Consider the following 14,425-nt stretch of genomic DNA (forward strand, 5'->3'; position numbering starts at 1 on the left):
GCCTAGCCCGTCCGGATTACACGATTGGACAGCGAGGTCCTCTGCGGCCTTACGTGGCTGGGCAGTTCACTCCCCCCACGGCATGCACAGAGGAAGGCTCACCTGTGAGCGAGAAGAAAGCCGGCCTGCTGGACGGGTTCAAGACCTTTCTGACGCGAGGCAACGTGATCGACCTCGCGGTCGCCGTCGTCATCGGCGCGGCGTTCACGAACGTGGTGAACGCGGTCGTGAAAGGAATCATCAATCCGGTGGTCGGCGCTTTCGGCACCCAGGATCTGGAGAAGTACACCTCCTGTCTCCAGGGCCCCTGCACCGTGGATCCGGACACCGGCACGACGGACGGCATCGAGATCCTGTGGGGATCGGTGCTCAGTGCCGCCCTCGGTTTCCTGATCACCGCCACCGTCGTCTACTTCCTGATGGTGCTGCCGATGGCGAAGTATCTCGCCGGGCGGGCGGCTGCCCAGGCCGCGAAGGAGGGCGTGCAGGAGACGCTGGAAGTGAGCGAGCTGGAGGTGCTGAAGGAGATCCGGGACGCGCTGGTCGCCCAGCGGGGTCAGGCGTAGTCAGCCGGAAGCGTCGACGGCCGCCGGTGTCAGACGTGGTGAGGCGGCTTCTCGTCGAGGAAGCGTGCGAGGTCGGCCGCGCCGCCGCCCGTAGGAGCCCGCTCACCCCACCCCTGATCCGTGTCGTCCGAGGACTGCCGGTCCATCGGATCGTCGAAAACCAGAGCCGACGGCTCGGGCCTGGGCTCCTGCGTCGGCCGCTGCTGCGGCTGCGGTTTCGACTCTCGCGGTCCGGGGGCGGGGGCGGTACTCATACCTCCAGGGTACGGCCGGGCTCAGCGGTCCTTCGGATCGAGCATCCACAACCCGAGCACGACGAGGAAGGACAGGCAGAGAAAGCCGGCACCCCACCAGGCCGTGCCCGTGTCGCCCTCCATCCACACGTTGACGACCTCCGTCAGCGCCCAGAGCTGGCCGACGACGACGCTCAGTGCCAGCACCAGTCGGGCCGTCAGCTTCGCGGAGCGCTCGGGTTCCTGCTCCGAGCCCGCCCCGGGCCCCGGGCCGGTGTGGCGCACCCGGGGGTCCGCGTAGCCGCTGGTGGGCCTGATCTGGGGATAGCGGTCGTGGACGGGACGGTTCAGCGCGGCGCGGGCGCTGCCCGGGTGGTACTCGGGATACGCCGATCCGGCGGGGTTGGAGGGCCTCGGTGGCTCGACCGGGTCCAGGGGCTCGGTCATCACCGCCTCCCCGTCGCGTCACCGGACGGAGCGGACGCGGGTGGCGCCTCCGCGCCGCCTCCGGTGCCGGGGCAGCCGATCCGTCCGGCGAGGTCCGGGCGGTCGCCGCCGAGCTGTCGGCACAGCCCCTCCTCGATGCTCTCTCCGGAGCGGGTGGTGCCCACGGCCCAGATGCTGCCGTCCTCGAGCTCGGTCAGGGCTACCTTGGGCAGTCCGCGCGGCGGTGGGCCGGCCGTGACCTCGCCGGTGCGGGCGTCGAAGACTCCCTCGTGGCAGGGGCAGTAGAGCTCGCCCTCAGTACCCCGGTCCTTGCGCCAGAGCACGGCGCACGCCAGGTGGGTGCACACGGCGGAGTAGCCGACGAGGGTGCCGTCGTCCATCCGTACGGCGACCGCGCGGTCCTCGTCCCCGGGGTAGCGGAAGGCGAGGGATTCGCCGGGCAGCAGTCGCGCGGCGATCTGCTTCGGGGCGGGCGCCTTCCCGTCCTCGGCGTCACCGTGCCGGTGGAGGATTCCACCCGCCACGGCCAGACCTCCCACGGCGAGGCCGCCGGAGACCGTGGCGACGATCCGGAGGTAGTCGCGCCGGGTGGTCAGCGAGTCCGCGGCGATCCTGTCGTGCAGCGCTTCGCGGGGATCGCTCCCGGGGCCGTGGTCGGGGCCCGGCGGCTGCTGTTCGGTGACGCTCATCGGCTGACGTCCTTCCCGTTGATCTCGACGACGGGAAGTCCGCCGGGTACCGGCCACCGGACCCGCTCGGCGGGCACGACCATGGCCACGCCGGTGCGGACCTCGCTCTCGCCGAAGACGAAGGTGTCGGCGACCTGCACACCGGGGCGTTCCGCCTGGAGTTCCTCGACGGTGCCGTAGAAGAGGGCGCCGGTCGGGCAGACGGTGGCGCACATGGGGGCGAGCCCGTACGCGGTGCGGTCGTAGCAGAGGTTGCACTTCATCTGAAGCTTCGCCTGGAGGTCGATCTTCGGGACACCGAAGGGGCAGGCGTTCACACAGTTGGCACAGCCGATGCAGCGGGTGGTGTCGGCCTGCTGCACGACGCCGTCGGCGGTGACCAGGATCGCGTCCGCCGGGCAGACCTCGGCACAGGGGGCCACCGGGTCCTCGCAGTGCATACAGACCGTGGGAAGGGACGCGACGGATGAACCCTCGTCGGTGTAGTCGAGGTGGATCATCGACTTGCCGCGGTGCGAGTCGCATTCCCGGCAGGCGGAGACACAGGCCTGACAGCCGATGCAGCGCCCCGGGTCGATGAACATCGTTCTGCCCATCATCCGGGCATCAGCTCCTTTCCGAGGTGCCGCGGCCCTGCGGTGCGGTGGGCGGCAACGGGTCGGTACGGGAGACCTGGGTCTCGGGGTAGGCGATGTGGCCGGGGGCGACGGGCGGCGCGGGGACCTCGTCGATCGCTTCGGCGGGTTCGAGGCGGCAGGCGCAGACCTTGTACTCAGGGATCTTGGAGCGTGGGTCCAGGGCGTCGATGGTCAGTGCGTTGGCCGCTGTGGGGACGGGCCAGTGGTAGGGGATGAACACCGTGTCGGGCCGGATCGCCTCGGTGACGAGGGCGGGAAAGACCTCGCTGCCGCGCCGGGTGACGACACGGACGGGTTCGCCGTTGCGGAATCCGTGCGAGGGGTGGACCTCGGCCCAGGGCCGGGGAGTCTGCTCCACGAGGGCGCCCAGCCGGCGGGTCTGGTTGCCGGAGAGGAAGTGCGCGACGGTGCGTCCGGTGGTGAGCGTCATCGGGTGCTCGTCGTCGTAGGGGTCCGCCGGCGGATGCCACTCGACGACCTGCAGGTGGATCCTGCCGTCCGCGTGGTAGGTCGTTCCGTCCTCGAACAGCCGGGGGGTGCCGGGGTGGTCGGCGGACGGGCAGGGCCAGGAGATCCCGCCGGTCTCCTCGAGCCGTTCGTAGGTGATGCCGGAGTAGTCGATGACGGTGCCCGCGGAGGCCCTGCGCAGTTCGTCGAAGACGTCGCGGGAGCCGCCGTAGGTGAATTTGTCCCCCTCACCGAGGCGCCGGGCGATCTCGCACATCACCCAGGTGTCGGTGCGTACGCCGGCGGGCGGTTCCTGGGCCTTGTTGTGCTTGACGACCCTCGCCTCGGCGTTGGCCATCACGCCTTCGTCCTCGGCCCAGATCGTGACGGGGAAGACGACGTGCGCGTTGGCGGCCGTCTCGGAGAGGAAGAAGTCGAACTGGGCGTGGAACTCGGTGGTGTCGTACCCCTCCTTGACCACGGCGTAGTTGGGGAGCGAGACGAAGGGGTTGTTGCAGATGCCGATCAGCCCGCGGATCTCGCGGCGCTGCATCTGCCAGACCATCTCCATCATCGAGGTCCCCGCGGCCGGGAGTTCGGACTCCTGGATGCCCCAGATCTCGCAGATCTGCCGACGGTGCTCCTCGTTCAGGATCGAGCGGCCGCCGGGGAGGAGGTCGGCCTTCTGGCCGTGCTCGCGGCCGCCCTGGCCGTTGCCCTGCCCGGTGAGGGTGCCGTAGCCGGCACCGGGCTTGCCGATGTGGCCGGTGGCGGTACAGAGGTTGATCACACTGAGGCAGTTCTCCACGCCCTGCGTGTGGTGTTCGATCCCCCGGGCGTGGAAGGCCATGGCCTTGGGCGCGCGGGCGAAGGCGCGGGCGACCTGGACGATCTGCTCCGCGGGGACCCCGCAGATCTCGGCGGCCCGGGACGGGGGGTAGTGGGCGACGTCGGCCTTGACCTCCTCCCAGCCGGTGGCGTGGGCCGCGAGGTAGGCCTCGTCGGTGAGGCCCTCCTCGACGACCACGTTCAGCACGGCGTTGAAGAAGGCGGAGTCGGTGCCCGACCTGAGCGCGACGTGGATGTCGGCGGTGCGCGCGACCGCCGTCTCACGCGGGTCGATCACGATCAGTGTGGCGCCGCGGTCCCGGGCTCCCCAGACGTACTGGGTCAGCACCGGGAAGCACTCGCCGACGTTGGCCCCGGCGAGCAGCAGGCAGTCGGTGAGCAGGATGTCGGAGAAGGGGTTGCCGGCCCGGTCGATGTTGAAGGCGAGCTTGTTGGCACCGGCTGCGCTGACCATGCAGAGCCGGCCGTTGTAGTCGACGTGCCGCGTCTTCAGCGCCACCCGGGCGAACTTGCCGACCAGATACGTCTTCTCGGTGAAGAGACTGGCCCCGCCGAGCACACCGAAGGCGTCCCTCCCGTGGGCCTCCTGGATACGCCTGATCTCGGAGACGGTGAAGTCGAGCGCCTCGTCCCAGGAGACCTCCCGCAACTCCTCGTCGCGGGAGCGCCGCATCAGGGGGGCCGTGAGCCGGTCCGGGTGGTTGACCTGCTGGTAGGCGTTGATGCCCTTGGGGCAGAGCCGCATGCGGTTGATGTCGTGGTTGCGGGGCTCCACGCCGAAGACCTTGCCGCCGCGGTCCACGCGCAGATACATCCCGCACTGGACACCGCAGAAGCAGCAGTGGGTCGGGACGAGCGTCTCGCCGTTCTGGTCGGCGTGCCACCGGTCGGCCGGGATCCCGCCCGCGTCCCGGAAGCCGCGGGTGCCGGGCGGAGCGAGCGAGGGATCGAGGGGGACGACCGTACGGCCGTCGGCTGCGCGTGGGTCCGCGGTCACTTGAAGCCCTTCTTGACCTGGGTGAGATAGGCGTTGCCGCGCAGTACCCGCTTGCAGCGCGGGCAGTATTCGGCCCATGCGTCGAAGCCGAGTTCGAGGTCCCGCATGGTTCCGCGGAGGTTCTCGACGTACGGGCCGGTGTCGATGGCCTCACCGCAGCGGCGGCAGGCGAAGACCTCGTCGTCCTGGCGGTCGGTGTACTTGAAGAGCTGCATGCCGACCGCCGCCGGGCGCTGGACGATGTGGAAGAACTTCCCGAACGGGATGTAGATCAGGGTGAAGACCACCGAGACCATGTGGAGGATCGCCAGGAACTCGTAGCCTCCGCCGTGCAGGAAGATCGAGGAGAAGGTGAGCAGCAGGCCCGTCACGGAGATGATGATCAGGGCGAGCAGCGGCACCATGTCGTAGGCGAACCGCTGTCCGGTGATGGCCCCGCGGTCCTTCATCCGGCGCCAGAGGAAATACGAGGCGCCGGGGATCACCAGGACCGCGGCGATGTCCAGGCCGTGGAACATCACCCAGCCGATGAAGTTCAGCGAGTCGAAGCCGAGGATCTTGATGCCCCAGACGCGCATCTCGTAGCCGGGCCCCGAGCCGCTGCCGGAGGTGAAGGTGAACCAGCCCCAGGTCAGCGGGAAGGTGATCAGCGCGGCGAGGACGCAGCCCCAGAAGATCAACTGGTGGGCGGCCCAGCGCGCGTGGGAGCGGGCCCCGAGGAACTTCTGGAAGCCCAGGTAGGTCGCGATCATCCTCGGCAGGGCGGTTGGTGCCGTGCGGAAGTTCTCGGCCGAGAACAGGCTCCGCCAGCCGTTCCTGAAGAGCCGCCGGGCGCCCGGGGCCGAGACCCAGACCGTGTAGCGGTGGGCGACCCCGAAGGCGAGGAAGACGGTGGCGACGGCGTAGGGCAGCAGCGCCGAGTCGAAGTCGTGCAGCAGGCGGCTGCCGAACACGATCGCCAAAATCAGCAGGCCCGACACGACGGCTCCGGCCAGCGTCGCGCGGCCGGAGACGGTCCGGGGGAGCCTCTGCGCAACCCTCGCCGCGAGGGAGGGCCCGGTTGCAGGGGTTCCCTGCCCGGGTTGCGGGCCGTCCGTCCCACCGGACGTGCCGGTGGGGGCACCGGGCTCGGACGGCTCGGCTGCGGCGGGCGGTTCTGGTGGCTCGGTCACCCGGCCACCGTAGGACCGTTACGGGGCGATTGGCCCCGTATGTGACTCGATGGTGTGATCGCGTCGCCCAGGTGGCCCGCAATCCCGGCGGGCCGCCGCTCCACCCCGGTGCGCACACCACTGCCCGTGCTGACGCCCCCGGATCCCGCGCCGACGCCTGTACGTTCGCCGGTACACGGCACCACCGCCTCCGGAGGAGCTCACCATGACCGAGGAACAGCCCCGTCCGGGTCCGCTGGACGCACTGACTGACGTGGCCGGGATCCGCGTCGGGCACGCCCGGGTGCCGGGCGAGGGCGCGCTGAGCGGGACCACGGTCGTCCTCGCCCCCGAGGGCGGAGCCGTGGCCGCCGTCGACGTACGCGGGGGCGGGCCGGGCACCCGGGAGACGGACGCGCTCGATCCGCGCAATCTGGTGCAGCGGATCGACGCGGTCGTCCTGACCGGCGGCAGCGCGTACGGGCTCGACGCCGCGGCCGGCGTGATGGCGTGGCTCGAGGAGCAGGGGCGCGGTGTCCGGGTCGGCCCCGACCCCTCGCAGGTGGTGCCGGTGGTTCCGGCCGCCTGCCTCTTCGACCTGGGCCGGGGCGGCGCGTGGCGGGCCCGGCCCGACGCGTCGACCGGACGTGCCGCCGTGGAGGACGCCGCCGCGTCCGGGCCGGGGACACAGGTCCCCGAGGGCACGGTGGGAGCCGGTACGGGAGCGGTGGCCGGGCAGATCAAGGGCGGAGTCGGCACGGCCAGCGTGCGCCTGGCCTCCGGGACCACCGTCGCGGCACTGGCCGTCGTCAACGCGGCGGGTTCCGTCCTCGATCCCCGCACCGGGGTTCTGTACGGCGAGTACGGCATGGGAGAGCCACCCGTGCACCCCGCGCACACGGTGCACGAGGCCGCGCGCCGACGGCTCGCCGAGCTCCGGGGCGACGGCGCCGAGGCCGGCGGCGGGGGCGGCGGACAGGGCGGCAGGCAGAGGGGCGGCGTCCTCAACACCACGCTCGCCGTCGTCGCCACCGATGCCGCGCTCACCCGCCCCCAGGCGCAGAAGCTCGCAGGCACGGCGCACGACGGGCTGGCCCGCGCCGTCCGCCCCGTGCACCTGCTCACCGACGGGGACACCGTGTTCGCCCTTTCCACCGGCCGACTGACGATGCCCACGGAGCCCACGGCCGCGCTCAACGAGATCCTGGCCGCGGGGGCGGACGCCCTGACCCGCGCCGTCGTGAAGGCCGCCAGTGCGGCCCGGGGGGTCGACGGCCCCGGAGGCACGTTCCCCTCGTACAGCGAGCTCTACGGCGCATCCTGAGGCGGCCGGGAGCCTCTCAGGTGACCGTTCCGAACAAACCGGGAACTTTCTGCGTGCGCGGTACGTTTTTTGCGAACCCCGGTCACGATGTCAGCCCCAGGGACTACGTTATGCACGCATCGGGTAACACGCGGCGACGGCCTGGAGACAGCACCTTGAGCGATCCGTACGAGACAACCGAGCAGCACCTCGAGCGACTCCTGCGATGCGCCCTCAACTCCTTCGACCTGTCCGATGCAACGGTCGACAGGCTCGGGACGGCGCTGGCGCACAGCAGTGCTCTGCACTCGTCCCACCACAGTTCCGTCCTGCACCGCGAGACCTACCGGCACACCTATCTGCTCTCCGACGGCACCGCACTCACCCTGTGGGAGCTGGTGCACGGCGGCGGCAGGGATGTCCCGGCCCCGGCCCGCCACGAGCTGTACGACGACGAGGGCGACGCACAGATCGCGGCGTCGCGCCTCGCGGGCAGCTTCCGGGACACCCCCGCTCTCGGTGACGACAGCCTGCGCGAGGACCTGGAGGCGCTCACCCTGCTCATGAGCGTCCCCCCGGCACCCCTGCCCCGGATGTACGCCCCGGACAACTCGGCGGACCACGCCCGCCGCGTCCTGCGCCGCGCGGAGAACGGCGGCCGTCCGGGCGCCCGGACGGCCGGTCTCCTCCGGTCGGCCTTCGCCCACCACATCACCCAGGTCTTCGGCCGCCAGTACCGCGTCGACGGGCGTGACGCCGGATTCACGCTCTACGAGCACGCCTTCCTCCTCCTGGACGGCAGCGAGACCAGCCTGTGGGAGGTCGAGCACACGGCCACACCCGACGGCCGCCACATGTGCGAGGTCTACGACGACGAACAGGCCGCGCGCCTGGCCATGGAGGACCGCACCCGGATCTGCTGACAGGCGCGGACGCCGCGGGCGGAGCGCCAGGACGGCACGGCCCCGGGTTCCGGAGCCGTGCCGGCCGACCTCGTCGGGCCGCGGCCCAACGTCAGCGGATCACCCGGCCAGGCCCGCCGGCTCGGTCTCCTTCAGGATCGCGTCGTCCTGAGCCCGCGAAGGCTCCGTGTCGTCCCCGCCGGCCTCCAGGTGCACCCCGGGCCTGAGGGGCAGGGCGAACATCACGAGGAAGATCACCACGAGGACCCCGGCCACCCACCACAGCGACTGCTGGAAGGCGTTCACGAACGCCGGACCCATCGCCTCCGGCGGCAGCCGGTCACTGATCGAGCCGAAGAAGACGACCGAGACGAGCCCCAGCCCCAGCGCCGTACCCATCTGCTGCACGGTGTTGATCAGCCCGGACGCCGACCCGGAGTGCTCCTTCGGCACTCCGGAGAGCACGGCGTCCGTCAGCGGAGCCACGATCAGCCCCATGCCCGCGCCCATGACCACCAGCGGGAGCGCCATCTGCCAGGAGCTGATGTCCAGTCCGTACCGCCCGGCCTCCCAGATGTAGAGCAGCAGCCCGGTGATCATCAGCAGCGCGCCGGCCTGCAGCACCTTCCGGCCGAAGCGGGGCACGAGCTTCTGTACCGATATTCCCGCGGCGCACGAGACGGCGACCGAGAACGGGACGCCGGTCGTGCCTGCCCGCAGTGCGCTCCAGCCGAGTCCGATCTGCATGTAGAGCGTCCAGACCAGGAAGAAGATCCCCATGACGATCCCGAAGGTCAGCTGCACCGCGGTGCCCGCCGCGAAGCTCTTCACCCGGAACAGCGACAGTTCGATGAGCGGCGAGCCGTCCCGACTCGCCTTGCGGCGTTCGACGGCGACGAGCGCGACGAAGACCAGGAGGCTCGCAACCATCGACACGTAGCCCCACAGCGGCCAGCCCAGCTCACGTCCCCTGGTGAGCGGGTAGAGCAGCATGAGGAGGCCGAGTGTCACCAGGGCCACACCGGTCAGGTCCAGGCGCAGCGCCTTGGGCGCCTTGGACTCGCTGATGAACTTCTTCCCGAGCAGCAGCCCGGCGATGCCGACCGGCAGGTTGATCAGGAAGATGGGCCGCCACTCGAGGCCGAAGAGGTTCCATTCGGTGAGCAGTGCGCCCAGCAGGGGCCCTGACACCGCTCCGAGTCCCACGATCGCGCCGAAGAGTCCGAAGACCTTGCCTCGCTCGTGCGCCGGGAAGGTGGCGTGCACGATCGACAGCACCTGCGGCACCATCAGCGCGGCCATTCCGCCCTGCAGGATGCGCGAGGCCACGAGCATCTCGGGGTTGGCGGCGAAGCCGCAGAGGGCGGAGGCCAGCGTGAAGCCCCCGATGCCGACGAGGAAGAGCCGCTTGCGTCCGTGGATGTCGCCGAGCCGGCCGCCCGTGATCAGACCCGCCGCGAAGGCAAGCGCGTATCCGGCGGTGATCCACTGGATCGACGTGAACGAGGCGCCGGTGTCACGCGTGATGCTCGGGATGGCGACATTGACGATCGTGACGTCGACCAGGTCCATGAAGGCCGCGGTCATCACGATCGCGAGCGCGATCCAGCGGCGCCGGTCCGCCGGGTCCTGCGATGTTGCCGATCCTGCTGACGCCGTGCGGGCGGCAGCGGTGACCGACGGGGATTCGGGAGAAGTCATGGGAGGAAGTTAGACGTCCATCAGGTCAGATGATGACCTGATGGACGGGCATCCTCTACCCATGACAGACACCCCGGCACGGCTGCTGAAACTCCTGTCGCTCCTCCAGACGCCGAGGGAGTGGCCGGGCGGCGAGCTGGCCGGACGGCTGGACGTCAGCCCGCGTACGATCCGCCGCGACATCGACCGGCTCCGCGATCTGGGCTATCCGGTCGAGGCGTCGCGCGGTTCGATCGGCGGCTACCGCCTGGTCGCGGGCTCCGCCATGCCGCCGCTCCTGCTGGACGACGAGGAGGCGGTGGCCATCGCGGTGGGGCTGCGGGCGGGTGCCGGGCATGCCATCGAGGGCGTCGACGAGGCGTCCGTACGCGCACTGGCGAAGCTGGAGCAGGTGCTGCCGTCCCGGTTGCGGCACAGGGTCTCCTCCCTGCAGAACGCCACGGTGCCCCTCACTCGTGGGGACGGCGCGACCATCGACCCCCGGACGCTGACGGTGATCGCTTCGGCGGTCACCGGGCGTGAGCGGCTGCGCTTCGGCTACCGGGCGAGGGACGGCGCCGCGTCGAAGCGGCAGGTCGAGCCGTACCGGCTGGTGAGCACGGGCAGCCGCTGGTATCTCGTGGCGTACGACCTGGAACGCGAGGACTGGCGCACGTTCCGGGTGGACCGGGTGAGTGAGCCCGTCGCCACCGGGGCCCGCTTCACGCCTCGCGAGCTGCCCGCCGGGAGCGAGGACGCCGCGGCGCTTCTCGCCCGGTCGAGGTCCCGCACACAGCCGAGGGTGCACATCGATGTGACGTTCGAGGCGCCGGCCGACTTCGTGGCGGCCCGGCTGCCCGCGGAGCTGGGCGCGCTGGAGCCGAGCGGGGAACACGGCTGCCGGCTTCGGACGAGTTCCATGAGCTCGCTGGAGTGGGTGGCCCTGCGGCTCGCCCTGGTGGACTGCGCGTTCGAGGCGCACGGCCCTCCGGAGCTGGTGGAGTACCTCGGCGTCCTGGGTGCCCGTCTGTCCCGCGCCGCGTCATCCGGGCGGGCGGCGGGGCGGACATGAATGAGCCCCGGCGCCGGGGGGGGGTGGGCGCCGGGACTCAGCTCATGGGACCGGCAGGAGACCGGTCGTCGGGCCGGTGCGAACCGGCTTGATGGTGAGATTACGGGTTATCCGCTCATGCCGCAGCGTCAAAGCCCGTGTCGTGAGCCATTCGCTTCAATTCGAGCAGTGCGTGCTTCTCGATCTGGCGGATCCTCTCCCGCGTCAGACCGTGCTGCTTGCCCACCTCGGTGAGGGTCCGCTCGCGGCCGTCCTCGATCCCGTACCGCATCTTGATGATGGAGGCGGTGCGGTTGTCGAGCTTTCCGATCAGGTCCTCGAGCTCTTCACTGCGCAGCAGCGTCATCACGGACTGTTCCGGCGACACGGCGGAGGTGTCTTCCAGCAGGTCCCCGAACTGGGTGTCGCCGTCGTCGTCCACCGACATGTTGAGGCTGACCGGGTCACGGGCCCAGTCCAGGACGTTGCCGACGCGCTCGGTGTTGGAGTCGAGCTCGGCGGCGATCTCCGCGTGCTCCGGGTCGCGCCCGTGCTCGCGGTTGAACTCGCGCTGCACGCGCCGGATCCTGCCGAGCTCCTCCACGAGGTGGACGGGGAGCCGGATCGTGCGCGACTGGTCGGCGATGGAACGGGTGATGGCCTGCCTGATCCACCACGTGGCATACGTGGAGAACTTGAAGCCCTTGGCGTAGTCGAACTTCTCGACCGCGCGCACCAGGCCCGCGTTCCCCTCCTGGATCAGGTCGAGCAGGGGCAGGCCCGCCCTCGGGTAGCGCCTGGCCACGGCAACGACGAGCCGCAGGTTGGAGCGGATGAATATGTCCTTGGCGCGCTCGCTCTCGGCGACCAGCGCCTGAAGCTCCTCACGCTTCGCTCCACCGGCTTCGCTCTCCACCACCCCGTCGAGGATCTGCTGGGCGAAGACGCCCGCCTCGATCGTCTGTGAGAGCTCGACCTCCTTGGCGGCGTCGAGCAGCGGTGTGCGGGCGATCTCGTCCAGGTACATGCCGACCAGGTCGCGATCGGCGATCTCCCCGCCCACGGCGCGAACACTGCTTGCCCGGTTGGTCCCGCCGGTGCTGGCGGACGAACGACGGGCGACGGCACGGGTTGCCATGCGTGCTCCCTTGCTGAGTAGGTCGCGACACCCTCCCGGGTGCCCTGCATCCGATGGAAACAACGACTGGAATCCGGACAGAATTCCCACGACGCCCATTCACTTCCGAGATCATGCAGTACCCTGTCGCCCCCAGAAAGGGGACATCCAGTGCAGATACCCACAGAAGTGCAGGTCAGACCGGGCGTGGAAGCCGACCTGGAGGCCCTCACGGACATCTACAACCATTACGTCCGTGAGACCGCGCTCACATTCGACATGACCGCCTTCACTCCTGCGGAGCGCCTGCCCTGGTTGCGCTCCCACCCGCAAGACGGTCCCTACAGGCTGCTGGTTGCTCTGGACCCGGGTACCCGGGTCGGGGCGCCCCATGCCCTCGGTTACGCCACCAGCAGCCCGTACCGCCCGAAGGCGGCGTACGGCACATCGGTCGAGGTGAGCGCGTACCTCGCTCCCGGCTCCACGGGCCGCGGCATCGGCACGCTTCTCTACAAGGCACTGTTCGAGGCTCTGGCCGACGAGGACGTCCACCGCGCCTACGCCGCGATCGCGCAGCCGAACGAGCCGTCGGTCCGGCTCCACGACGCCTTCGGCTTCCGCCACATCGGCACGTACACGGAGGTGGGCCGGAAGTTCGGCCGCTACTGGGACGTGTCCTGGTACGAGAAGCCGCTTCTCAGCCGAACTGCACCGACCGCTTCGCCAGGCCCATCCAGAAACCGTCGATGACACTGCGCCCCTGACCGAGCTCGGCCTCGGCCGCCCCGAGCGTGACGAACAGCGGCGCGAAGTGCTCGGTGCGGGGGTGGGCCAGCCTGCCCGCCGGTGAGGCGTGCTCGAAGTCCAGCAGGGAGTCGACGTCCTGGGCCTGGAGCGCCCGGTTCCCCCAGTCGTCGAACTCCGCCGACCAGCCGGGAGTGCCACCGCCGGCATGCCTCAGCGCAGCCAGGTTGTGCGTGAAGAAGCCGCTCCCGACGATCAGCACGCCCTCGTCGCGCAACGGGGCGAGCTTTCGGCCGATGGCCATCAGCTTCTGGGGATCGAGCGTCGGCATCGAGATCTGGAGGACGGGGATGTCCGCGGCCGGGAACATCTCGACCAGCGGCACGTACGCCCCGTGGTCGAGGCCGCGGTCGGGGATGTCCTGGACCGGGGTCCCGGCTCCGCGCAGCAGTTTGCGGACGTCGTCCGCGAGTTCCGGGGCGCCCGGGGCCGCGTACCGCACCTGGTAGTAGTGCTCCGGGAAGCCCCAGAAGTCGTAGACCAGCGGCACGGCCGCGGTGGCGCCGAGGGCGAGCGGCGCCTCCTCCCAGTGCGCGGAGACCATCAGGATCGCCTTGGGGCGCGGCAGCCCGGCCGACCACGCGGCGAGCTCCCCGGGCCATACCGGGTCGTCGGCGAGCGGCGGGGCGCCGTGCGAGAGATAGAGGGCGGGCATACGTTCCGCGACTGTCATGACACTCCCATTCCTCTGCCGATCAAGGTATGTGTGTTCACTACAGGTACCGGGAACGGGCATCTGCGCGAGCACCTGGGATTCGGTGGATCGGCTCTTCGGGACCGAATCTTTGAATCTTCAAGTTCCAACTACCGGAGACCTTAGCTCTATCTAGTTCAACTTTCAAGAAAAGGTCGTACAGTGGAGTACATGACCACGGCATCACCCGGCGGGCCCCGGTGGCTCACCGACGAAGAGCAGAGCGTTTGGCGCGCCTACCTGCACGCCACCACGCTCATGGAGGACCATCTCGACCGCCAGTTGCAGCGCGACGCCGGCATGCCGCACATCTACTACGGGCTGCTCGTGAACCTCTCGCAGGCCCCGCGGCGGCAGAAGCGCATGACCGAACTGGCCAAGGACGCCAAGATCACCCGATCCCGTCTCTCGCACGCCGTCGCCCGGCTGGAGAAGAACGGCTGGGTCCGCCGCGAGGACTGCCCCTCCGACAAGCGCGGCCAGAACGCGGTCCTCACCGACGAGGGCTACGAGATGCTGGCGCGGTCCGCGCCGGGACACGTCGAAGCCGTGCGCCAGGCGATGTTCGCAAGGCTCAGCCCCCAGCAGGTGCAGAGCCTCGGCGAGATCATGCAGGTCATCGCCACCGGGCTGCAGCCGGAGGACGTGGACGCGGATCTGCCCTGGCTCCGCTGAGCGGAACCAGGGCAGGGACGAGCCGTTCGGGCCGGAGGGCGCCGGAATTCACGCCCCGGTCCGGCGCCGGGATTCACGCCGCCCGGCCCGGCGCCGGGATTCACGCCGCCCGGCCCGGCGCCGGGATTCACGCCGCCCGGCCCGGCGCCGGGATTCACGCCGCCCGGCCCGGCGCCGGACCG

Annotated in this window: 15 protein-coding genes; 6 read left to right on the plus strand and 9 right to left on the minus strand. The window is 70.3% G+C overall.

Going from position 1 to position 14,425, the window contains the following annotated elements; all coding sequences use genetic code 11:
- The first annotated feature begins 104 nt into the window (after positions 1–104).
- Entirely contained in the window at positions 105–566 is a 462-nt protein-coding gene (locus ABZ441_RS11400) for an MscL family protein (RefSeq protein ID WP_358971078.1), read from the plus strand.
- Positions 567–595: 29 nt separating this feature from the next.
- Here the strand turns inward: ABZ441_RS11400 and ABZ441_RS11405 are convergent, their stop codons facing one another.
- The 6 genes from ABZ441_RS11405 to ABZ441_RS11430 are packed head-to-tail and all read right to left on the minus strand — an operon-like array spanning position 596 to position 6,038.
- Positions 596–820, minus strand: a complete 225-nt coding sequence (locus tag ABZ441_RS11405) for a hypothetical protein (protein ID WP_358971081.1) — start codon at positions 818–820, stop codon at positions 596–598.
- 21 nt (positions 821–841) lie between these two features.
- Positions 842–1,246, minus strand: coding sequence for a DUF6755 family protein (locus tag ABZ441_RS11410; RefSeq protein WP_358971084.1), 405 nt, complete (start codon positions 1,244–1,246; stop codon positions 842–844).
- Positions 1,246–1,935: a Rieske (2Fe-2S) protein gene (locus ABZ441_RS11415; RefSeq protein WP_358971087.1), complete on the minus strand. Its 690-nt coding sequence runs from the start codon at positions 1,933–1,935 to the stop codon at positions 1,246–1,248. Before ABZ441_RS11415 ends, ABZ441_RS11410 begins: the two co-directional genes overlap by 1 nt.
- Positions 1,932–2,534 (minus strand): 4Fe-4S dicluster domain-containing protein, encoded by a 603-nt coding sequence (locus tag ABZ441_RS11420; protein WP_358971090.1) that lies wholly within the window; start codon positions 2,532–2,534, stop codon positions 1,932–1,934. Before ABZ441_RS11420 ends, ABZ441_RS11415 begins: the two co-directional genes overlap by 4 nt.
- A 7-nt stretch (positions 2,535–2,541) precedes the next feature.
- Positions 2,542–4,866, minus strand: a complete 2,325-nt coding sequence (locus ABZ441_RS11425) for a molybdopterin oxidoreductase family protein (protein WP_358971093.1) — start codon at positions 4,864–4,866, stop codon at positions 2,542–2,544.
- Complete coding sequence (locus ABZ441_RS11430) at positions 4,863–6,038, minus strand: MFS transporter (RefSeq protein ID WP_358971096.1); 1,176 nt, start codon at positions 6,036–6,038, stop codon at positions 4,863–4,865. The genes ABZ441_RS11425 and ABZ441_RS11430 overlap by 4 nt, the downstream gene beginning before the upstream one ends.
- A gap of 205 nt (positions 6,039–6,243) precedes the next feature.
- Here ABZ441_RS11430 and ABZ441_RS11435 point away from each other — a divergent pair, with 205 nt between their 5' ends.
- Both ABZ441_RS11435 and ABZ441_RS11440 read left to right on the plus strand, forming a co-directional pair.
- Positions 6,244–7,341: a P1 family peptidase gene (locus ABZ441_RS11435; RefSeq protein WP_358971099.1), complete on the plus strand. Its 1,098-nt coding sequence runs from the start codon at positions 6,244–6,246 to the stop codon at positions 7,339–7,341.
- Between the two features lie 155 nt (positions 7,342–7,496).
- Positions 7,497–8,243: a DUF6227 family protein gene (locus ABZ441_RS11440; protein ID WP_358971102.1), complete on the plus strand. Its 747-nt coding sequence runs from the start codon at positions 7,497–7,499 to the stop codon at positions 8,241–8,243.
- Between the two features lie 99 nt (positions 8,244–8,342).
- Here ABZ441_RS11440 and ABZ441_RS11445 read toward each other — a convergent pair whose 3' ends face one another.
- Complete coding sequence (locus tag ABZ441_RS11445; protein WP_358971106.1) at positions 8,343–9,923, minus strand: MFS transporter; 1,581 nt, start codon at positions 9,921–9,923, stop codon at positions 8,343–8,345.
- A 61-nt stretch (positions 9,924–9,984) separates the two neighbouring features.
- Between ABZ441_RS11445 and ABZ441_RS11450 the strand changes: the two genes are divergently transcribed.
- Positions 9,985–10,974: a YafY family protein gene (locus ABZ441_RS11450; RefSeq protein WP_358971108.1), complete on the plus strand. Its 990-nt coding sequence runs from the start codon at positions 9,985–9,987 to the stop codon at positions 10,972–10,974.
- Positions 10,975–11,089: 115 nt separating this feature from the next.
- Here ABZ441_RS11450 and ABZ441_RS11455 read toward each other — a convergent pair whose 3' ends face one another.
- A complete protein-coding gene (locus tag ABZ441_RS11455) occupies positions 11,090–12,091 on the minus strand; it encodes a sigma-70 family RNA polymerase sigma factor (protein ID WP_358971111.1) in 1,002 nt (333 codons plus the stop codon).
- 150 nt (positions 12,092–12,241) lie between these two features.
- Here ABZ441_RS11455 and ABZ441_RS11460 point away from each other — a divergent pair, with 150 nt between their 5' ends.
- Positions 12,242–12,820 carry an N-acetyltransferase family protein gene (locus tag ABZ441_RS11460; RefSeq protein ID WP_358971113.1) on the plus strand — a complete coding sequence of 193 codons (579 nt, stop codon included), beginning with the start codon at positions 12,242–12,244 and terminating at the stop codon, positions 12,818–12,820.
- Here ABZ441_RS11460 and ABZ441_RS11465 read toward each other — a convergent pair.
- The gene (locus ABZ441_RS11465; protein ID WP_358971116.1) at positions 12,768–13,547 is read right to left on the minus strand and encodes a class III extradiol ring-cleavage dioxygenase; all 780 of its coding nucleotides are present in this window, start codon (positions 13,545–13,547) and stop codon (positions 12,768–12,770) included. The genes ABZ441_RS11460 and ABZ441_RS11465 overlap by 53 nt on opposite strands.
- A 183-nt stretch (positions 13,548–13,730) precedes the next feature.
- On the opposite strand from ABZ441_RS11465, the gene ABZ441_RS11470 reads away from it, so the two are divergent.
- On the plus strand, positions 13,731–14,243 hold the full coding sequence (locus ABZ441_RS11470) for a MarR family transcriptional regulator (RefSeq protein WP_358971118.1): 513 nt from the start codon (positions 13,731–13,733) through the stop codon (positions 14,241–14,243).
- The last annotated feature ends 182 nt before the right edge of the window (positions 14,244–14,425 follow it).

Origin of the sequence: Streptomyces sp. NPDC005752 (genome assembly GCF_040630715.1) — a bacterium.
GTDB lineage: Bacteria > Actinomycetota > Actinomycetes > Streptomycetales > Streptomycetaceae > Streptomyces.